The 21,662-nt window shown below is 40.8% G+C and carries 21 protein-coding genes; 4 read left to right on the forward strand and 17 right to left on the reverse strand.

What is annotated here, in order from left to right; all coding sequences use genetic code 11:
* The first annotated feature begins 1 nt into the window (after window position 1).
* The 4 genes from Q7U33_RS00785 to Q7U33_RS00800 all read left to right on the forward strand — a co-directional run bounded on the left by Q7U33_RS00785 (window position 2) and on the right by Q7U33_RS00800 (window position 3,534).
* On the forward strand, window positions 2–1,024 hold the full coding sequence (locus tag Q7U33_RS00785; protein ID WP_304857577.1) for an ABC transporter permease: 1,023 nt from the start codon (window positions 2–4) through the stop codon (window positions 1,022–1,024).
* A gap of 22 nt (window positions 1,025–1,046) precedes the next feature.
* A complete protein-coding gene (locus Q7U33_RS00790) occupies window positions 1,047–1,892 on the forward strand; it encodes an ABC transporter permease (protein ID WP_304857579.1) in 846 nt (281 codons plus the stop codon).
* Between the two features lie 98 nt (window positions 1,893–1,990).
* Window positions 1,991–2,776 (forward strand): enoyl-ACP reductase, encoded by a 786-nt coding sequence (locus Q7U33_RS00795; RefSeq protein WP_304857581.1) that lies wholly within the window; start codon window positions 1,991–1,993, stop codon window positions 2,774–2,776.
* 80 nt (window positions 2,777–2,856) lie between these two features.
* Window positions 2,857–3,534 carry an IS1595 family transposase gene (locus Q7U33_RS00800; protein WP_304857583.1) on the forward strand — a complete coding sequence of 226 codons (678 nt, stop codon included), beginning with the start codon at window positions 2,857–2,859 and terminating at the stop codon, window positions 3,532–3,534.
* Between the two features lie 377 nt (window positions 3,535–3,911).
* Here Q7U33_RS00800 and Q7U33_RS00805 read toward each other — a convergent pair whose 3' ends face one another.
* The 17 genes from Q7U33_RS00805 to epsG all read right to left on the reverse strand — a co-directional run bounded on the left by Q7U33_RS00805 (window position 3,912) and on the right by epsG (window position 21,661).
* Window positions 3,912–4,583, reverse strand: coding sequence for a lamin tail domain-containing protein (locus Q7U33_RS00805; protein ID WP_304857585.1), 672 nt, complete (start codon window positions 4,581–4,583; stop codon window positions 3,912–3,914).
* Between the two features lie 243 nt (window positions 4,584–4,826).
* On the reverse strand, window positions 4,827–6,326 hold the full coding sequence (locus Q7U33_RS00810) for a choice-of-anchor I family protein (protein WP_304857587.1): 1,500 nt from the start codon (window positions 6,324–6,326) through the stop codon (window positions 4,827–4,829).
* Between the two features lie 434 nt (window positions 6,327–6,760).
* Window positions 6,761–7,939 carry a glycosyltransferase family 4 protein gene (locus Q7U33_RS00815; protein WP_304857589.1) on the reverse strand — a complete coding sequence of 393 codons (1,179 nt, stop codon included), beginning with the start codon at window positions 7,937–7,939 and terminating at the stop codon, window positions 6,761–6,763.
* Between the two features lie 125 nt (window positions 7,940–8,064).
* Window positions 8,065–8,421, reverse strand: a complete 357-nt coding sequence (locus Q7U33_RS00820) for a VanZ family protein (RefSeq protein ID WP_304857591.1) — start codon at window positions 8,419–8,421, stop codon at window positions 8,065–8,067.
* 12 nt (window positions 8,422–8,433) lie between these two features.
* On the reverse strand, window positions 8,434–8,733 hold the full coding sequence (locus tag Q7U33_RS00825; protein ID WP_304857594.1) for a hypothetical protein: 300 nt from the start codon (window positions 8,731–8,733) through the stop codon (window positions 8,434–8,436).
* Complete coding sequence (locus Q7U33_RS00830) at window positions 8,726–9,847, reverse strand: glycosyltransferase family 4 protein (RefSeq protein ID WP_304857596.1); 1,122 nt, start codon at window positions 9,845–9,847, stop codon at window positions 8,726–8,728. The genes Q7U33_RS00825 and Q7U33_RS00830 overlap by 8 nt, the downstream gene beginning before the upstream one ends.
* Window positions 9,844–11,040, reverse strand: coding sequence for a glycosyltransferase family 4 protein (locus Q7U33_RS00835; protein ID WP_304857598.1), 1,197 nt, complete (start codon window positions 11,038–11,040; stop codon window positions 9,844–9,846). Before Q7U33_RS00835 ends, Q7U33_RS00830 begins: the two co-directional genes overlap by 4 nt.
* 11 nt (window positions 11,041–11,051) lie before the next feature.
* Window positions 11,052–12,155 carry a hypothetical protein gene (locus Q7U33_RS00840; RefSeq protein ID WP_304857601.1) on the reverse strand — a complete coding sequence of 368 codons (1,104 nt, stop codon included), beginning with the start codon at window positions 12,153–12,155 and terminating at the stop codon, window positions 11,052–11,054.
* Between the two features lie 26 nt (window positions 12,156–12,181).
* Window positions 12,182–13,192 (reverse strand): glycosyltransferase family 2 protein, encoded by a 1,011-nt coding sequence (locus tag Q7U33_RS00845; RefSeq protein ID WP_304857603.1) that lies wholly within the window; start codon window positions 13,190–13,192, stop codon window positions 12,182–12,184.
* The gene (locus Q7U33_RS00850; protein WP_304857605.1) at window positions 13,189–14,427 is read right to left on the reverse strand and encodes a polysaccharide pyruvyl transferase family protein; all 1,239 of its coding nucleotides are present in this window, start codon (window positions 14,425–14,427) and stop codon (window positions 13,189–13,191) included. Before Q7U33_RS00850 ends, Q7U33_RS00845 begins: the two co-directional genes overlap by 4 nt.
* Before the next feature lie 11 nt (window positions 14,428–14,438).
* On the reverse strand, window positions 14,439–14,951 hold the full coding sequence (locus Q7U33_RS00855) for a serine O-acetyltransferase (RefSeq protein WP_304857607.1): 513 nt from the start codon (window positions 14,949–14,951) through the stop codon (window positions 14,439–14,441).
* On the reverse strand, window positions 14,952–15,947 hold the full coding sequence (locus Q7U33_RS00860) for a nitroreductase family protein (protein ID WP_304857609.1): 996 nt from the start codon (window positions 15,945–15,947) through the stop codon (window positions 14,952–14,954).
* Between the two features lie 86 nt (window positions 15,948–16,033).
* Window positions 16,034–17,575: a lipopolysaccharide biosynthesis protein gene (locus Q7U33_RS00865; RefSeq protein ID WP_304857611.1), complete on the reverse strand. Its 1,542-nt coding sequence runs from the start codon at window positions 17,573–17,575 to the stop codon at window positions 16,034–16,036.
* Window positions 17,575–19,083: a hypothetical protein gene (locus tag Q7U33_RS00870; RefSeq protein ID WP_304857613.1), complete on the reverse strand. Its 1,509-nt coding sequence runs from the start codon at window positions 19,081–19,083 to the stop codon at window positions 17,575–17,577. Before Q7U33_RS00870 ends, Q7U33_RS00865 begins: the two co-directional genes overlap by 1 nt.
* A gap of 107 nt (window positions 19,084–19,190) precedes the next feature.
* Window positions 19,191–19,865 (reverse strand): exosortase-associated protein EpsI, B-type, encoded by a 675-nt coding sequence (epsI, locus tag Q7U33_RS00875; protein ID WP_304857615.1) that lies wholly within the window; start codon window positions 19,863–19,865, stop codon window positions 19,191–19,193.
* Window positions 19,862–20,770: an exosortase B gene (gene xrtB / locus Q7U33_RS00880; RefSeq protein WP_304857617.1), complete on the reverse strand. Its 909-nt coding sequence runs from the start codon at window positions 20,768–20,770 to the stop codon at window positions 19,862–19,864. The genes epsI and xrtB overlap by 4 nt, the downstream gene beginning before the upstream one ends.
* Before the next feature lie 9 nt (window positions 20,771–20,779).
* Window positions 20,780–21,661 carry a chain length determinant protein tyrosine kinase EpsG gene (gene epsG, locus Q7U33_RS00885; protein WP_304857619.1) on the reverse strand — a complete coding sequence of 294 codons (882 nt, stop codon included), beginning with the start codon at window positions 21,659–21,661 and terminating at the stop codon, window positions 20,780–20,782.
* Window position 21,662 lies beyond the last annotated feature (1 nt).

Below are 21,662 nucleotides of genomic sequence, written 5' to 3' on the forward strand. Positions count from 1 at the left end.
TATGTTTAAATATCTAATCAAACGTGTTTTGTGGATGATTCCGATGCTGATTGGCATCAGCCTAATCTCATTTTTCATCATGCACCTAGCTCCTGGCGACATCACAAACAATGAGGCTTCTTTTAATCCAAAAGCCAGTGAAGAATCACGTCAAAAACTACGTGAGATGTACAACCTAGATAAACCAATCATCGTTCAGTATGGATTATGGTTAAAACGCATGATGACGCTAGATTTTGGTAAATCATTCGCTTCGCATCAAAAACCAGTGTTTTGGCAAACAACAGATGCTGATGGCAATGTAACAGAGGGGCTTATACAGCAAGCTTTACCGATTACACTCATGATTAATCTGCTAGGGCTTACTATTACCTTATCCTTGGCAATACCGCTAGGGATTATCGCCGCGCGTAAATATCAGGGCTGGCAAGATAGATCAATTACCTTATTTAATTTTATTGGCTTCTCAATTCCAGGTTTCTGGCTATCGCTGTTGCTGATGTACTGGCTTGGCGTAGTTAACAACTGGTTTCCAATCTCAGGTATGCACAGTCTAAATTACGACTCATTAGATACTTGGGACAAAATTAAAGACACATTCAGTCATTTATTCTTACCTGTTGTCATCCCATCCATCACGGGACTTGCAGGTATCACTTTGTTTGTAAAAAATGGCATGCTAGATGTACTACAGCAAGATTACATCACCACGGCTCGCGCTAAAGGCTTAGGTGAACACAAGGTGGTTTACACACATGCTTTACGTAATGCACTACTGCCTCTTATCACGATTATCGGGTTATCCATCCCAGGTCTTATTGGCGGCTCTGTCATTGCGGAGACCATCTTCGCGATTCCAGGTATGGGTAAGTTATTCTACGATGCGGTACTCATGCGAGACTTCCCAGTGGTCATGGGCATACTGACGATAGGTTCCGCATTAACACTAGTCGGTAACTTACTTGCAGATGTCGCTTACGCATGGGCAGACCCGCGTGTACGTCGTGGCGTAGCTAAGGCTTAACCGTATTTAAGGTTTAATAAAGATGAATACGCAAACAAGTCTCTTACAAAAAGCATTATCTAACCCGCTCTCGTTAGCAGGTTTCATCATTATCGTATGTGTGTTTGTGTTATCCATGCTCGCCCCTATCGTTGCGCCATACGACCCTAACTATATTGATGTAAAAGCAATATTACTCGAACCCTCTATACAACATTGGATGGGGACAGATGGATTAGGACGTGATGTACTCAGCCGAATGCTTTATGGTGGCCGTATTTCGCTACTCGTTGGCCTCGTAGCAGTCGGCATTTCTACAGCTATTGGTATATTACTTGGTGCGCTTGCTGGGTTTTATCGTGGTTGGGTGGACACACTCATTATGCGTATCGTTGACGTAATGCTCTCCATCCCTAGCTTTTTTCTGATCCTAGCCGTCATCGCATTTTTAACGCCATCTATTATCAACATTATGATTGTCATTGGTCTGACCTCTTGGATGGGCGTTACAAGGCTAGTCCGTGCAGAATTTTTAAGTTTAAGTGAACGCGAGTTCGTGATGGCCTCACGCACATTAGGCGCCAAAAATAGCCGACTCATTTTTACACACTTACTACCTAACAGCTTGACCCCTATCATTGTAAGCGCCGTACTAGGAGTAGCGGGTGCCGTGCTGATGGAATCAGGGCTAAGCTTTTTAGGTTTAGGTGTACAAGCGCCACAGGCCTCATGGGGCAATATATTAACTGACGGCAAAGAATACATTCAATTCGCTTGGTGGCTATCCTTGTTTCCTGGATTAGCGATTTTAATTACTGTGTTAGGTTATAATCTCCTCGGTGAGGGTTTGCGTGATGCTCTAGACCCACGTAGCGGAACGAATCATTAATTCCACACTTCAGTCTAATTCAAGCCATCTCGCAAAAATTGAGTTTAGCAGGTGCTAAACCACCCCTTCCTCTAATGACAAGTAAATAGGAAATAACTATGGGATTCTTAGCTGGTAAAAAAGTACTCATCGCGGGCTTATTAAGTAACCGCTCAATCGCTTACGGCATTGCCGCTGCAATGAAAAGAGAAGGCGCTGAACTTGCTTTCACTTATCAACTCGACAAACATGAAAAGCGCGTAGCAGACTTAGCCGCAGATTTTGATTCAAAAATTGTGTTGCCATGTGATGTTGCAGAAGATGCACAAATTGATGCGCTATTCCCAGCACTCGCTAAACACTGGGATGGTTTAGATTCATTAGTACACTCTTTAGCTTTTGTGCCTAAAGTCGCATTAGACGGTGACTATCTCGATGCTGTGAACCGCGAACATTTCCGTATTGCACACGATATTAGCTCATACAGTTTTTCTGCCCTTGCAAAAGCAGCTTATCCAATGATGGAAGGCCGTAAAGGTAGCCTATTAACACTTAGCTACCTAGGTGCAGAACGCACCATGCCAAACTACAACGTAATGGGTGTTGCTAAAGCAAGTTTAGAAGCCAATGTACGCTATTTAGCACAAAGCCTAGGCCCTCGTGGCATCCGCGTTAACGCCGTGTCTGCAGGCCCTATTAAAACGCTTGCAGCGTCAGGTATTGCTGACTTTGATAAGATGATTGGCTTCAACGAGAAGCATGCCGCACTACGTCGAAACGTCACTATCGAAGAAGTAGGCAACGCTTCTGCTTTCCTATGTAGTGACCTTGCTTCTGGCATTACAGGTGAAATCACTTATGTAGACGGTGGTATGAACATCACTGCTGCAGGTACTATTGATTAAGTTAAGGTACTATTAAGTCATATTAATTAAGTTGGGTCTTAGGAAGCAAAGCACTAATTAAAGTGTGATAACTTCCTGAAATGGTTAATAAAAATAGATACTACAGCCGTTCTAAAATCACAGAGGCTAAATTCAGGCAGCTTGTGCGCTGTTTTGCCCTGGATTTTACTGCCAGCAGCACCGCCGAATTGGTTGGTGTTTCGGTGCGATCTGTGAATACGATTTACCTTAAGATTCGTCAAAGATTGGCAGAATCTTGTGAGCAGGATTCTCCGCTTCAAGGTGCGGTAGAAGTGGATGAATCTTACTTTGGCGCTCATCGTGTCAGAGGCAAGCGTGGACGAGGTGCTTATGGCAAAACTATTGTGTTTGGCTTGCTTAAACGCCACGGAAAGGTTTATACGGAAATCGTGCCAGATTGTTCCAGAGCAACGCTGCAAGGTATTATCAGAGGTCGTGTCGAGCCGAATACGGTAATTCACTCTGATGGCTGGCGCGGTTACGATGGTTTGGTTGATATTGGCTTTGATAAGCACTTTAGGGTGCATCACGGTGAAAATGAATTTGCCAATGGAGATAGGCATATCAATGGCATTGAGTCCTTTTGGAGCTACGCTAAACGGCGCATGGCAAAGTTTAACGGTATCCCTAAGCATACGTTCTATCTGCACCTGAAAGAGACTGAATATAGATTTAATCATCGACGTGATAACATTTACCTTGAGATACTTAAACTTTTACGAAATAAACCGCTTTAGCTTCTTAAGACCCATATTAAATAATGAATGTGTACATGTTTTAACAAAAGATTTAACTCAACGGTTGGTTAATTCATCAGATACTGTTTAGCATTCATTTTAGGTTTCGCTACTTTTCCCTTGAACATCTTTTAGAATTTCAGCATCTAAATATCTATAACTTTGACCTAGGAAAAATCCTTTATATCTTTCTCTTAATTAACTAAGTTTAAATAGTTACCCGATTACTTGTATTGGCTTTGGATAGCTGTCAATGCTTGTGGTTGAGTTGTAGCGATGGAGTGCTACGCGAATCTTGAAGTGTACTAGGATGAGACTATAATGCTTGCACCATATAGCTGAACGGGTATGGTGCAAGCGTTGAATTAATAGCGTATTTACTTCGAATGGCGTTTACGTAAGGTGAAACCGATCAGGCCTAAGCCAGCTAACAGCATGGCATAGTTTTCTGGTTCTGGTACTGCGGCAATGGTGCCAGGCGAGCCAATTTCTAATGTATCGTTGACTGCTACAAACGCACCATTCTCACCGACTACACTCAACTTTGAAATCACACCGTTGATACCAGATGAATTATCAAATGTTTGAAAGGGGGCAATATTATCTGATGCTCCGAAGCTCACATTTGCTTGACGAATGCCAGCCGCATTGAAAATATTCACAGCATCTCCGGCAGTACTTAGGCCAATGCCAGAGCCACTGTAGTAACCAACTAATGGCGCTGTATTGCTACTAAACCATGTGCTGATAAATGAAGGAATAGCAGCACCGTCAGCACTCTCAATAAAAATCACAGACTGGCCAGCAGCAATATTCGTTACACCTTTTAGCGCTAAAGCAGCAGCAAAAGAATTTGAACTGTCATCCACTTTCCAACCAGAAATGTCAATGGTTGTGGCACCTGTATTAGTCAATTCAAACCAGTCAGAGGCATAGGGTGCATCACCACTACCCCAAGGTGCGACTTCGGTAATCGCAATCGCTGCGTTGGCTTGAAAAGAAATTGTAGCAAGTAGTGCAGCCATAATAAGTGGCAAAGTTTTTTTCATAACGTTCTCCAATGGGTAAATAAATTAAATAACAATTCAAGTGCTTTTAGAATAAAGAACGATTGTTACTACTGAAGAGACATGTCTAGTCCAGACGGATTAGATTTAACAAGATAATTTATAGTATGGCAAAATTTGGTGATTAACCATATTTATGCTTGTAAACAACTGCTCGATTAAGTGCAAATGTTAAAAGCCCATTACCCCTTGTAGGGCAATGGGCTGTTTAGAACGCTTTAAAACTTATAAAGATTTACGGCGACGTGCAGTAAATCCTAACAAACCAAGTCCAGCCAACAACATGGCATAAGTTTCAGGCTCAGGAACTGGAGCTAAACTATATACACTTGTTGTATTTGACACTTCATTTGCTATTGCAAGGTAGTGTATACCACCCATTTGGAAGCCTAATAAACCTTCTGGTGCTACATCTCCATCAGTAACGATCATATCGATGAAGCTTGCGTTTGCAGGGTTAGTCACATCAAATATGGCAACCGCCGCCTTGGTTGTACGTTCAAGACCAATAAATGCATAGGTACGATTGCCAATTACCATTAGCTCCACCCCCTCAGGCTCCACGCCTTTATCATCACTTCGAGTGTCATCGTAAATACCCAACTCAATCGCCTTAGCATCTAAAATACTGCCACTATCAAATACAATATTGCCAGACTCATCGCGAATTGAGAATGAGCGGGCACCAAAAGTCACTAGGTTGCCTGGTGTAGAATCTGTTGAAGAAATATTTAAACGCCTAAGATCAGTCGGGGTGCCGCTTAAAGAAGACGCGCGAACCTTGTCACCATCATCCTCACGAGTGTCACCTTCATTAGCCATCACAATAAATGTTTGTCCATTTGCCTCATACGCTACCATTCCATCAGGCTGATACAAACCTACCACTGAGCTAGCACGAAGTATTGACTTAGTCGGACCAGATGATCCAGAGATATAGTCACGGTCATTAGGATCGATGTAATTGCCTGTTGCACTAAAGTCTTTGGCGCCAAGACCAATGACACTAGAGAACGTATTAGTCGTTAGGTCGAGCACGGCCATTGCATTTGCTTCTTGCAGAGAAACGTAAGCTTTAGTACCAGTTGCATTCACTGCAATATATTCTGGCTCGAAATCCATGCCAGTATTTGTGCGAAGATAACTGCCTGTTTGCGCAACGCCTGCAAAACCAACAGTAGCTTCAACTGTACGTGTACTCATGTTAATAATGCTGACACTGCCTGCTGGATCAAGCGCTGGGTTATCATATACCAAAGGCGTACCTTCGTTTGCAACTAACAATTTGCTGCCGTCTTTGGTAAAGGTAATCATGTCAGGCAAAGCGCCAACAGTAACAGAATTAATACCCGAACTAAGCGTTCTAGTAGTGGTGTCGAAAAATTTGATTGTGCCAGCATCTGTGCGTGTGTTTGATTCCATTGCAAATGCAGCAATACCATTATGAATAGCAACACTATTGATGCTGCCGAACGATGTGGTGTCAATGTGTTGAATCAAACTGCCATTTGATGCATTTAATACATCTACGCCTGATACACCAGCCACCCACAACGAGTTAGTCAAACTATCAAACGCTGAAATCTCAGCAGTGTATCCAGTTACACCTGATAAAGTATGGTTGTAAGTCCATTGCTTTGTAAGGCTAGCAAAAGTTGTATCTGCCGATGCAACTGCTGGTACAAATAGTGCTGAAATAAATACAGCTATCATGGTGTTTTTCATCAAATCATCCTTAATGTATAGAAATTAATATAGAAATTACTAAGTACTTTCTAATTAAGGACATCGTAATTTAGCAGCATTACATCTTGAATATTTCGTTAAGTAAGAATATAGGCCGAATAGACTAATTTTTTATTGATGTTCTTCTGAGAAGATTAGATTGAGCTGCAAGACTTAGCCTATATTGCATCAGCGACCAATTATCAACACCCTCTAATTGGCTCAAAAAGCTTAGCTAGACTGCCTACCAGGAATACTGGAATAATAATGATTTAAAAAAAACAAACTAAATTCAGCAAATTAAAAAACAGTGGAAAATTTTAAAAAGACGTCATATACTGACTATCCGAGATGGTAATAAATGAAGTTCCTGCTACATCAGGCGCACCACCGACAAGAAATGCAACTGACATAAAAACAGCTAACGTTGGCAGTCAACTTTTTACCAAATCAGTTGCAATCGCGCTAGTATCTTTATAGATAGATTTTGCGTAAACAGACAATGTATCTGAAGCAATTTTATCCCAATTGTATTTGTAAGCCACTAGGTTACGCCTTGATTTACGCTCATTTACGCTGTATGGCATTTTAGTTACATCTAAAAGCTTTGATGCTAACTCATCAATATTACCAACATTGAAATAGCTAGATGCTGCCAAACCTAATTCTACATTAGCTGGTATATCACTGGCTAGAACGGGTAATCCGTAACTCAACGCCTCCAGTAGCGCGATAGGTAAACCTTCATGTGACGATGGTAAAACAAAAACACCTGCATGTGAATACAGTTGATGGAGTGGCAATCCTTTTAGGTACCCAGTCATCACAACATTGGGGCTTTGCTCTGCTAAATTGATTACTTTTCTTGTATACGCATCAGGATGATCAGACGCACCGACAATCACTAACTTCCATTCTGGAATTGCAGCACGATTAAAAGCCTCTATTAGATCCTGATGCCGTTTTTCTTCAACCAAACGCCCCACTAACAACACGTATTTACCACTGATCAAGTCGTGTTCTACTAACGTACCAATACCTTGTTGCATTTCGGGCAATACCACTCCATTGGGAATCAGATCCGATTCTAAGCCATATTTATCTCTTACAATATCGGCAATCACCTTTGAAATAACAATCCGCCTGTTGGACAAGCACATCCCGAAGCGCTCACCAAGTTTGAGCACAGAACGAGCAAAATGCCCCCACTTCTCTCTATCGTAATCTGGCCCATGATGCGTAACCACAACACGCAACCCTAGCAACCTTGCAAGAAGCGTCATAATCGATGGCCCAATAGCCTGAATATGCAGAACATCTGGCCGCTTTATTGCGGCATATAGTACACCTATCAAACTGTGTAAAATTGCTTCAAGCCCTTTAGATTTAGGCGCCCAAAGTGATACAAATTTAACTCCATTCCACTCATTTCCAACTTCCTTTGGCTGATATGGGGCCCTTGCCAATACTGTTACTTCGCAACCCAACTTCACCAGACGAGGACAGAGATGTTCAGCATGGGTTTCTACACCACCTTGCACTTCAGGGAAGCCGCGTAAACCTAACAGCATGACACGCATCGGACGTGCCGTTGAGATCATGGAGATTTTCATCAAAATACCCTTAAAGTGAAAAAGTTAATTTAGAGGTAATTAACTCCCTACCAAATTAAGGACATCGTAATTTAGCACTATGACACCATGATTATTTGGACCTTATGACGTATAGTCCTAACAGACTATTTTTTATTCATCTTAATTCTGGAAAGAATGAATCCAACAGCAAGCACTACTCCAAAAACATCAGCAAGCCAATCATCAACACCCGCGAATCGGTTCGGCAACAAAATCTGATGAAACTCATCTAGAGCACCTATCAGCAAGGCCAGAATAACCGTGGTTACAATACTTAAATTAAATCCTGCTGATAAAAAAATAGTAAAGCAGAAGAAAAAGACAATATGTGCCAGCTTATCCCAAGGGTTAGCAAATAAAGAGCCTGCACCATCCTGAGCTCCCCCAATAAATAATGCCAACAACATACAAAAAGTAGCTAGGCTTGGTATCCAGTGTTTCACCAATTTATCAGCAATCATATATTCGTCTTATTAATTGATTTTATGTAAAGCATTTAAAGTATCAATTGCAACCTTGTCCCAATCATATCTGGAAGCCACCCAATCACGGAGCCCTTGTCGCAAGCTTGAGCTGTAACGATTTTTTGTTATTTCAACTAGCCTTGATGATAACTCTTCAATATTGCCCAGCCTAAAGTAACTCGTATAAAGTAAGCCTACTTCTAAATTAGCTAATCGAGGGTGTAAGTATTCTGCGTGCCTTTCAACCTCTCCCTGTACATCTAAGACGCCGAGCAAACCCAACATCGTGACACGACTTGGTCTATTCATCTTTGCCTTCGTTCGAAAAAACGCCTAGAACATTAAGAGCTAATTTTGACCAACTGTATTCAGACTCGAGCAAGCCCCGCCCTTTTTGTCCCATTGCAGTTGCAAGATCAGAATGGGTTAACAAATTGAGAATTTTATCTGTCATAGCACCAAAATCATTGGGAGCAACTAAATAGCCTGTGCTATCTTCGATCACCAATCCACGGTAAAAAAGAAAATCCCATACCACAGCTGGCAATTCCATTGCCATAGCTTCAAGACATGTTCCTGGCAACCCCTCATAATATGAAGTTGAAGCATAAACATGGCTGCGGTTATAGTAGTTAATTGTTTCAGAAAATGGCACCTTGCCTGTTAACAACACATTCTTACTGTAAGGTGCCAAAGCCTCATTTACCCAAACATCATCGTCACCGTATCCAACAATTGCAATCCGAATATCAGGTTTCTTTGCAATTAACTGACGACAAATCTCTATCATCGGGCGACTACCCTTACGAAACTCAATGCGACCGCAAAATAAAACATCGATATCTTTGTCAATACTGGCGTCTGGCGTAAATGTTTTTACGTCAGCGCCATTAGGTATCACTGTTATAGGGCCTTTGAATCCATAAGATAGGACTTCTTGGCGACCCTGCTCAGTCAGCGTAATAACTTTGCTAGTCAAGCTGAAAATACGCTGCTCCATCCAGGACTTTATTGCCAAAGAAGTATTGCTCCATTGGCTATCAAAATGCTTCGTTTCATAAAACTGGCCAGACATCCCAAGATAGGTAGTATGCGCAGTGAGCACAACAGGGATATAGCGCGGCAGGAATAAACCTGGAATTAGCGGCGGAAAGTGTAGATTAATCCACTGAATCTTGCCTTCTGCATGCATTTTAATTAACTGCTTGCGTGCCTGAAGTCCCCAAGTAAAAAGGTTTAAGCGCCCAGAACTGAAAGGTATGTGAATAATTTCTACACCTGAGTAAGTGCGCGGGACACGATGTTCGTCTCCAGTAATCAAATAGACCTGTGGGTGATCAATCGGTAAGTTAGAAAGAAACGAGTCCAAGTATCGTGCTATGCCGCCTACACCATAGAACTGAGGATAGACAATAGCAATCATTTAAGCGACCCGAATATACTATTGAGCTCACCTACTAGGCGATTCCATGTATATCCCTTAATAATTTTTTCCCTAGCATTTATTTCCATTTCACAACGACCTTCTGCATCACCTAACGTATTACAAATCGCCTCAGCAAGAATATCTGCATTGTCAGGCTCAACAAGAACTCCAGTTTGTCCGCTTCTCATTACTTCTGGTACTCCCCCAACTGCTGTACTCACCAAACAAGTTCCAGACGACATTGCCTCTAACACTACTAAAGGACATGGGTCTTGCCAGACGGACGGAAGCACAATCAAATCTACTATAGAGTACAAATATTTCAGTTTTTCGTGCGGTAGATATCCAGTAAAAACAATTGCGTTATTTATAGGCTCTGCCAGATCGACCAATTGCTGTTCATATGCTGTTTTAGCAGCACCACCAAAGAATGACGATCCTGTGATAATCAGGCGTACGTTTGGCATCCTACGGTGAACCTCACGAAAAGCTTCAATCAACACATGCACACCCTTAACAGGATTTAATCTTCCAACGTATAGCAAATACTTCATACTCGGATCTATTTGAATAACACCCTCAAATTGGCGTGAAGCCTCATCGCCATATGGCTTGAATACATCGGGATTCGTCGCATTAAATACCACACAAAACTTGTCAGCATATTCAGGAAAGTGTGAAACCGCCTGACGGCGAATATAGTCACTAACGCAAATCACACGGTCTACCTTTGCCAAAGCAAGGCGATAAAATGGTCGAAAGAGACGTATTGAGAGATGATCATTGTGCATATGCAACACGATTTTTTGCCTCGGACGTTTACTAAGAAACAAGAGGATGTTTGGCTCGTTATGTAGATAAACCACATCAAAATCATACACAGCTTTCGCCACGCGCTGACCGTAAGAATAGACATTCTGAATCTTAGCCAGATATCGTAGTGGGTTTTTCCAAGTGACGCGCTCTTTAATTCTATTAAAAAAGCGTTCTGTTTTAGTCCATGGAATACCTATATATTCGACCCCATCGTATCCCTCTGCCCCTGCTGGGCGTGAAACAATTGCCAGCCTGCAGCCAGTAGCTTTCATATGGCGACTAGCCTCATCCACCCAGTGCTCTACTGCGCCACCTTTAACTGGCGGAACTGGTAGCAACTCAGGCACAACTACAACAAGAGAGCTGAATATCATATGAGATGCTTTCAATTTTCGTTACATGGTGCAATTGCGCTTGGGCAAGTGTTACTTAAACCACCAAATGGGTCATGCTTCCAATCAGATTTTTTAAAATAATCTAGTACATCTTGCCAATAATTTGTTCCGTTGGCAGGTTCTTTAGTACGCCTTAGCCAAAACATATAATTTGGTTTTAACTTAGTCACTGCAAACTGGTGAATAGACGCTATTGAGGGTTTGTCTAGTGGCCCACCACCGCCAACTGAAGATTGATAGTTGTGATAATCAACCCCCATGCCAATAGGAATGACCCCAGCTAGATGAGGATAATAGGCGTAAACTCCTTTAGCCAAATGCGTATTATTTTGATAAGTATCTGGCCCGCCCATACCAATTTCAGAAGACTTAAGCGTACTTACAATTAAAGGAAGTGATGATTCTGGATAGTTAACGTATTGAATAACAACCGTGGTAGGAAAGTATTTCTTTGCCGCTTCAGCAACACGAAGCATACCGTTAATATGTTTTTTTATATATTGACGGTGCCACTCTGGCTCTGTTCTACTTGGAGAAGTCTCCTCTAAATTAACCGCTTCAAGATTTGGATGAGTATCAAATTCATTACCAAGTGCTTCGAGCAATAAAACCATACGGTTTTGCACATTTGAGTTGTAGTAAGCAACATTAAAACCTTTGCCACTATTAATGGGATAAACTCCTCCTTCATATTCATCAGCAAGCAAATATGCTGGTACAAGTTTTTCTGAAGTAATAAACGATTCAGCCTGAATCGTTATTATCAAACGCTTATTGATTCTTGCTAGGTTAGCTAAATCAGACCTAATTTCAGAAAAATCGTACACGCCATAGCTTGGTTCTAACTTGTTCCAAAAGTATTTTTTTTGCAACCCTTTAAAGCCAGGATTGCCGCGTAAATCAATCATTACAGAATGAAAATAGTATGGCTCTTTTTGGTTAGGATAAAGAGAAATATAATGTCCAGGATGCCACTTAACACCAACAGTAGACACATTCACTTTGCTTGGAGAGTTTAAAACAAGAGCATCTGAATTTGCACTAACTTTAAAGCATAAAAAAAGCGACATTATTATGAGCAAGTAAACTTTCATATTTTTTTCAACATTTCAGTGCTTAATTATGAATTTCGCTTTAAATTAATTTCATTACTAGCAATTGGCTCTATTGGGTTTGTTTGCTTTTGCATCAACCCAAGAATCATCCCTGCCGAGAGATATTGCCAAGCCACTACAGAATAAACACCAAGAGAAAAGTCTCTCTTTTTAATGACCATAGCGAAAAATGGCAAGGCTAAAAGTGATACAAACAGCGTCATCATGATTGACCAAGGTCGCACCACCGCAAGTATCATTAATAACGCTATCCACCAAAATATGACAACCACATATAGTTTTATGTCAGTCATTTCCCTCATTAGCAACGACATGTGAGCTTTTCCAAAAGAAGCTCTGATCAGCTCACCTAAGCCTTGGGAATAGCGAGATTTCCAGCGTCTTTTAAGTAGGCGATATGCTGGCATAGTGTGTCCATAGTGCTTCACGGAAACGATAGGCAACCTCACCAATCGCCATCCAGCAGTTCTTAAGCGTATTCCTAATTCAAACTCTTCGTAGGAATGAAGATTCCTGTTGGTTAAGTAGCCAACTTGATTAATTGCCTCTCTCCTATAAAGGCCACCCATAGCAAGGTGATCGACCACTCCATCACTCATATCATCAGCTGCTCTTTGGACTCTAGCTTTAAATTCCAACCCATCCAAGTGCATTTCTTTAACTAATCCGCCAACTCCGCCTAAACTCTTATCTTGATTCATCAGTTCTATAGCCTGACGTAAAAAGTCTATTTCAATCTCCATGTCAGCATCGAGTATGTAAACATACTCACCTTGTGCATATTGATACCCCAACTGAGCACCAATGCCGCATGAGCGTTGATTAGGGTCGATTAATTGAACAATTTTAATTGCGAAGTTTTTAGCAATTTCCACTGTTTCGTCAGTTGAAAATGAATCCGCAAGAATGACTTCGCCACTGACAGCATTTGCAGCGGCTATGGCTGAGCGTAACACTCGCGCTATATTAGCTTGCTCATTTAATGCCTTAATAACGATGCTAACCTTAGTGCTCATCTGGAATCTTTCAAAACTGAAGCCAACGCATCTACAGATTTATAGGCATTTTCACGAAATACTGGAATGCGATCTTGCAACAAAGACCTAGTTGCAACTTCCTCCTGAATAAGTAAATTCAATGAGTCATGCAGCGTGTCTCTTGTTACTAATGGTGTATCTAATACAAAGCGAGTATCACCAAACAAATCTTTGTTAATACCTTTTGCTTTAACACTATATGCAATTGATATGGTAGGTACACCCGTTGAAAAGGCGCCAATAGTGGCATGCGTTCTAGCACCGATAAAAAATCGGCAATGAGATATTAAATACTTTAGCTGCGCTGCATTTAGGTTACGAGGCGCTAATTTGACACGACCGCTATACTGCGACAATTGCGCCAGTAACCCTTGCATGTATGATGAATCTGAGTTGACCGAAGAGCCATCTAATGGGTCCACGTGTGGTACCAAAAGCACAGACATATCAGTTTTGGTCACAACATCTTTAATGAAGTCCACCACATCTCGATCAAGTTGCGCCCTAGATGCCTCATCTTTTCTATATCCCCTTACCAACGGACTGACATTCAAACCCAGAATATTTGAATTATTGCCAAAGGTCAGGTCAGTAACATCAAATACTTCTGGCGACATTGTAAAAGCTGGGTCGGCAACCTGTGTAACGCCACTTACGCCTAGCCCTTGTAAATATTCATAACTCGCAGACTCGCGCACAGTGATTGCCGCATAGCGTTTTAAATGCTTAACCATCTCACGTTCTACGGCAGGTTTAGCCGTGAAAGGGCCTACTGAGGCAGCCCATAGAATTGCAGGCTTACCTGAGTCTATAGTACGATCAACAAAATTTGCCCAAAAATACAAAGAGGCTACCCCGTAATCTAGCGAGATTACATCACCACCAGTCATAATCAGAGCATTTGACTGATCAATTAATATTTTACTATTTTGCTCAATTGGAAATTTAGGTCGGTATAACGACTCTATAGTAGGACTTACTTTACAGGCTCGTGCCCACCATTTCAGCTTGTTAGAAAATGACGGTGCGTCAACGAATTGAATTCCAGAGGATTGGGCGTTTGGCCATTGCCTCTTATCCAATTCAATTAGATGAGATGGGCAGTAAGCTATTGAGTCTTTGAATTTAGAATGAATCATTGTTGAGATTGATCTAACTAATGCTTCACAACCACGGTTTCCAAAATTATTTTGCCCTGCAAGAAAGATTTTCATGGAATAATTACCTAAATATTTTTTGATTTTTTTGGTTTAGCTATTGCGGGCACACCAACAGCTATATAAAACGGTGGGATATCTTGTATTACAACTGCATTTGCCCCAATATCAACGTCATCCCCGACAACTACGCTCCCAAGTATTTTTGCACCTGCCCCAACATTAACTCTAGAACCCAATTTAGGTGCATCTAATGGCCGATCTAATTGACGATTTCCGATAGTGACTGCCTGTCTTATAATGCAATCATCGCCGATTTCACATGAGCCATGAATGATTATTGACCCAAAATGTTCAATAATTAATCTACGACCAATTTTTGCTTTCGCTCCAATAAATATCCCAAAAAAAATCTCAGACAACTTAGATAAAACTGTGTGAGCTGCCCCCCAAGGCCATCTTATTAATTTAGATTCATATTTAAATCTAGCATGCCCAAATCGATAAATTTGTAGGGCCCAAAATCCTTGGGCCAACAGACCTTCTCTATATACCTTTAAATCATCGAAGAACATTGACATTTAAAACACCTCAATCAAAACATTTTCAGTGAGCTTTCTTGGTGATCTTGGAACCAACACGTTTGGTTCAGGATTGCCAATAGCCATCAACATAATGACTAGCTCGCTATCAGTCAAAGGCAGTATATTTCTGAGTCCTACATCTTTATCAGGGGATACACACCAATTAAGACAGCATGTCGCTAAGCCTTGGGCTGACAAGGCATACATCAAAGTCATTGAAAACAATCCGCCATCTATGTATGGCTCATGCCGTTCACTGGCATCAAAAAATGCGCCGCTATCAGAGGTAATAACGGCTAATGTAGGTATTAGGTGCCCAAAGCCTTTATTGCCATTTTGCAAGGCAAGCAATGCATTTTTTTTACGTTCTTCTGTTACTAAATAAACGCGACATGGTTGCCTGTTACAGGCCGATGGGCTTTGCTGTGCTAAACCAACTGCATGCTTAATTAGCTCTAGAGGGACTGCTACAGAGGTAAAAGACCGAACGCTTCTACGTATAGAAACCAACCCGTCAAACTGATGCACATTGCTTGCTATATCTCCGTTCATACTAGCAAGCAAATACGGTGTAGCAAGCAATTCAGTTCTAGCTGTATGGTTATTTAAAAATGATCGAATATGCGACAGAACTCGGTCGTCTTTGTCTAATAACTCTGATTGCAACCTTTCCATATAAGAATGCAAGGTTTCAAGGGCGCCTAAATAAACAGGGTCATTTACTGACAACCCCTTCATGTGCCATGTATTGAGCAAATTAATCACGGCTCTAGCTGGTTCTTGTCCAAAGAAGCGCTTTGGGCCAGGCATTACCAAGCCTTTTTCAATTTTATGAAACTGAAAAAGAAGCTCAGAAGTGAGTTGTAAATTAGATTGATTGCTTGAAGGCCAATACATATTACGATGAACATTGGAGATGTCGCATAAAAAATACTTTAACAACCACAGCCGCTTAATCTGCGTTTTAACTACCTGATATGCATTCCAAACCATTGGAAATTCGGTAAGTTTTTGCTTTAAAATTTTCCGTATAGTCATATTCTAATTAAACGCTGTGAATGTTTTCATCAAGTAACGCCTCACCACACAAATACTGGGCGCGGCAGTATTTTGTTAATGAGGTTGCGCTCATCATTGGTAAAGGGTTTTATTCGATAGGCTAAATAAGTAAAAACCACACCAATAATTATTAAATCTGAACATATCGCAAGTAGTTGCGGGGCTTGGAATAGTTGTTGACTTAACTCAGCTACCAGTAAAGCAACGAGGCTGAAAATAAATATCTTGCCAGTACCTAGCCAATCATTTTTTAATTTCATCCCTTTTTTATATAGCGATAAAAGCACATACCCGCACCACATCATTTCACTTATTATCAAGCCCACACAAAGGCTATAAGCACCAAATTTAGGTAAAAATGCTACCCCTGCAAAAAGTCCTAATAGTCCAAGTACAGTTCCGTACAATCCTGAGGTTCCATCTTCTAATGCCAATGTCACTAATCCCAATACTGCATGCCAAGTTTGAAATACAAGCAACACCATTAAAATAACAAGAAAGCTACCCGCATCTGGAAATTTTCCGCCAGAAAGTAGGCTCGCTAACTGATCTCCAGAGGCCAGCATGAATGCTATTAATGGAAACAAAACAAATAGATTTAGCTTAAGTACAATATTAGCCAATTGATTCAATCGCATATTGCGATCAGCCAAATTATGAGTAGATACAAACAATGGCCTGACTAGGCCTAGCAGTAAGAATACGGGTAAATACCTTTGCAGCATTGCGCTGAAAGATGCTGCAAAACCAAAAGCACCCACTTGTAGAACGCCTGAAATTTTGGTGAGTATTAACTTGGTAGTTTCTGGGCCATAAGCTAAACCTATTAGTTGCGCCAAATAACTAGGCCCAGCAAATACCAGATACTTGTTTGGCTTTACACTTTCACCTTTCAGGCCAGGTGACTTTTTCTTTAAATTAAAACTATAAGTAAAAAGTATTAATGCTGAAGTAATGGCGCCTATACAGCTTGCTAACAATTCAACTTTCACCCAGTTGATTAGTGATATATCACCAACCACAGAGGCCATTAAAATAACCAAGCCAATTAACCGTAAGCCATTACGAATAAGTGAGGAAATTTGTGAATATTTTTGTAACAATAAAGAGTCAAACAAAATATCTAAGTATCTTGCAAAGCCTTCTGAAACAATCACCATGCCGTATAAAACAAATACCTGCTCATAGGTTTTTATGTTTAACAACGCCACGATTGGTGTAGATAACAAACCCATAATAGCAACTGCTGCTATTAATGTGAGTAAGCGCAAAGCTGATAACCTAAGTAATAAGCTATGTAATGCGGCGCCTTTGTTTTGTGACCTAAGCTCAGGTACGTATCGATACGCTGCTGCAAAAAGACCTAAATTACTTGCAAGCTGGGTTATCTCCAATACAGCAAGCAACGCAATATAAATACCGTAGTCATTAACTGGCAAAGCTCTAACCACAAAAAGTAAAAGCGCTATGCCAATAATTGCAGTTGCACCCTTACCAAAAATAAAGTGTATTAAACTTTTTCTAACTTGGTATGCACTATATGGATGATTAGTTTGCATCATCACTTTCTTACTTTAGATTCAATCTTTAATTTGCTAACACTCTGTGAAACATACCCAAGAAAAAACATGAGTAGCACGCCAAGTGCAGGAACTTCTGTGACATCTTTACCATAAGGCAACATCATTAAAACCATCAATAAGCCACCAAATACGGCTTCTAATACAGCAGCCTGAAATGGTTCAATATTTAATGCTTTTGATGCCTTTAGGGCAAAATACAATGCCTTGAATATAATAAATAAGTAGCTGAACACACCAACAAGACCGATATCCCAAAGAAAAATACTTAGCGTTGATCTGTTAATATCAAACGAATATTTACGTGCAACTTCTCCCACACCAAAAACACCAGATGAACTACTAGAGCCAGGCCCATGGCCAAATAAAGTATGCAATGGGTCACTAAAACCATTTTCTTGCCACCAATGAACGAAACTGGCCATTCTGCCAATTTCGCCAGTAACAAAGTTAATATAAGTTGGGTCAAGGCTGTACCAGAAAGCATCATTCAAAATTTCAATAACATCTAAATCAAAGCTGCCAGTTTTGCTTCGTAAAAAACTATAGAGCACAAGCACGCCAAATGCCGAAAAAATGCTGGCTAACAGTGCTAATCCCACCTTGAATGGGCTTTTTTTAAGATAGGGAGCAAAAATTGCGGCCATACCAAGTGGTATTAGCAAAACGACCACCTTCACCTCAGCCAAGCCAATGCAAATTGCACTAATAGCAAGCACTCCAGCCAGTAGCCATTTGCTTATCAGGTTTCGTCGATAAAGTGCAACGCAAAGCACCGAGACAAAAACTAGAAACCACGCCATGGTGCCAGATGCCCCACCACCCATCGGATCTCCACCAAAGCCACCCACAATTGCATCCCAACTTACCCCATGCAAACCACCAAGATTGCTTCTTTTAGATGCTACAAATAAATATTGATAAAGTACCAATGGTAATTGGATAAATACAACCAAGATACAAAAACGCCATATTTTATTTAACGTATCAAGCTTTACACCGAAATAGGCAATTAAGAGAAATACACTCCACAAAAATATGTAGCTTTTAGCTGCGCGAAATGCTTGGAAAGGTTGAGATGTATTAATTAACATCGATAGCAAAACTGCGCCGATAAAAATTAATACAGGAAATACCAATGGTGGAGTAATGCTTATTCTTGAAAATTGGCTATTAGCATATATCATGGGCATTCTCAGGAAAAATAGCATCCCAAGTCCGAAAGGAATCCATACTGCCTGATTCAATCCTGCAAAATACATCGCTTGACCAACTACTAATAGGGCAATTACTGTAATACCCCATATTAAAGTCTCATTACTAAGCGCTAATAATGCAACGCCGCCTAATGCAGCAATCCACAACATATCAAACTGTTTGATACCTAGCCCAGTGATAAAACCAGTCAGGATAGAAATGGGAATTACTAAAAGCAAAAAAAATAATACCGCTTTCATTTTTGATTGATCGCTCAGAAATGATTGCATCATGAACGACCTGACATGAAAAACCATAAATAGCTAATCTGGCAGTGATTATTTATCTTGATTTTCATTATCAAATTATATTTAGATAATTTAATTAACATTGCAGCAAGCTAAATTCCAGCTATACGTAAACGATTGTTGATAGGCATTGAAGTGACAATTTGATTTAAGAAATCATCTTGAAGCATGTATCCTTCAGCAGGATCGTTATTAATAGAAGAAACCCTGAACAAGAGACCATCAGGAATTTTCCCTTTAAATCCATAACGCAGCTGCTCAAGCTTGGTTTCTTTGCCGCCTACTACGACCTTATTACCAACAGTACTCCAATAGGTAACAGGCTCTGTCCTATCACCTAAAATTGCCATCATACGTTTTACGCGAACATTTCCAACACTTGTTATCACCTCGTCATATTTTGAAGAAATAATCTGAAACCCCTGTGCTGGATAGCATACTTCAGGGTAATGTAACTGCTTAGCATCACTTTGATCTGCACCATAAGCAATAGAGAGCATAATGCGCTCACCTTTGTTATTTATGTAAGTACGTGACAAGATTTGTGTATATATTTCATCTAGCACCTGTTTTTGCTGCGGGTTGACTATTTGAGATACTCTTAACGGCTCTTCTTGCCAATCACCAAACTGCTTTGGAATGATAGTTTCAAGATCAACTGCTGGCCCCTCATCAGCAATTCTTTCTGTAGGCCTTAACGCTAGCGCTACGCCAGATGTAATAAACATAAGCACAGCTATAATAATATTTCTAATTATGCTATTCATTTATTCAACACTCCGCGGTATGAGTTAACGTTGCGTCCTTGCCAATACGAAGAAACGTATTGCAAAATAGAATCAACACTCATAATCAAAATTAAGGCGACCATAAACAAGACCATTCCAGCAAATCCATGAATGAACCCCTGCCCTGCCTCATCACCGAAATGGTAAGTTACCAGCGTGAGTACAATGACGCGTATAACGTTAGCTGTAAATGAAATTGGAATTATCAATAAGGCGAGCGTAATGTTACGAAACAGCGAATCATGCTTAACCAGATTCAGATAAAGTAAACCTAACGCCTCTAAAGAGATTAGCGTATGCATACCTGCGCATGCATCTGCCACAAGCAACTGATATCGCCCTATATGCAAAATTACGCCAGCCCGTGCTATTGGATAACCTACCCAAAATAGGACATTCTCAGCTACGTAAGAAACAGCCATCTTCATTGGTAAGGTGACTGCATCAATAATAACGCCTGGCAAGGGAATCATAAAAAGTATAAAGAACAATGGAAACCACATGGCCTTGAGTACGTGCATTCCACGTGTAAGTAACAATATGCCAGCTAACACTGGAATCTGTGACCCAATATCCAGCATAAATATATCCTGTGAACGACCTAACATATAACATAACAAGCCAAAACCAAGACTCAAGCTACCCAGTATGGGCTTGGTTTCTGCGTTAAGATTATGCTTTAAAGATTCACGGTTTTGCCAAAACAAAAACAGCACGACCATTAATACAATGGGGCCATGTGCTTGATCATCATTGTTCCAAAGGCTTTTGCTAAGCGCATAATAAGTTGGAATGTAAAGCGCGATTAAGCCAAGTAAAATTGGCCACCACTCAGATAAATTGGCTGATAGTGCATTACGCTGTTTTAATAAAGTGCTGATCATATTTGCAACCTAGAAATCATTTATGACAGCACCAACCACCTGAGCACCAGTCAGAGATAATTGATCACGCATTGCAGATAAATCTGTAATGCGTGTATGGTTAAGTTTTAAAACCAACAGCGCTCCGCCACAACGCGCTACTGTAGCCTGCGCATCTGCCGTATTGGCGGCAGGTGTGCTATCTACGAGTACTACATCATATTGAGCAATAGCCTGATTCATAAAGCTAGTAAACGTTGCACGACTTAGCAGTTCTTGAGGGTTGGGCGGCAGTGTGCCAGCACCTAATACGGAAAGATCAACAAAAGCGTCAACTTTAGTAGCAATGTCAAGACTTGCACGGCCAGCAAGAATATCTGACAAACCACGATTTTCTTTTAACTTAAAAATAGTGTGCTGACTAGGGCTCCTCAAGTTAGCATCTACCAATAAGGTTTTTTCACCCAATTGAGAAAAGACAATGGCTAGATTGGCAGCAAGATAACTACTGCCTTCTTCAGCACTCGCACTTACAATGGCAATTGATTTGTAACCTTCACTGAACCATCGCATCATGAGTTGACTGCGAAGCGCGCGCAAAGTCTCTACCTGCTGTGTAAAAGGCTGGTAAGCAGCAACTAGCTTGTTGCTGTAATTGCCATGTCCTGCTTGCAGATACGGATAGTCAAATTGTAGTGCCAGCACCTGACGAATGTCTGCCTCGGTAATTAAACCAAGCTTTATTGCAGCATCTCCAAAACGTAAACCTTGCTTTTGTTGAGCCAATAATATGTTTTCAGCATCGGTTGGTGTTATTTTCCCAAGATGCAGAAGCAGCTTTCCAATTGAACTCTCGCGTGCTGGATTCATTATCACAGTGGTGTCGGACTGAACTTGCGTGTCATTTAACATA

This window comes from Methylotenera sp., assembly GCF_030653755.1.
Classification (GTDB): domain Bacteria; phylum Pseudomonadota; class Gammaproteobacteria; order Burkholderiales; family Methylophilaceae; genus Methylotenera.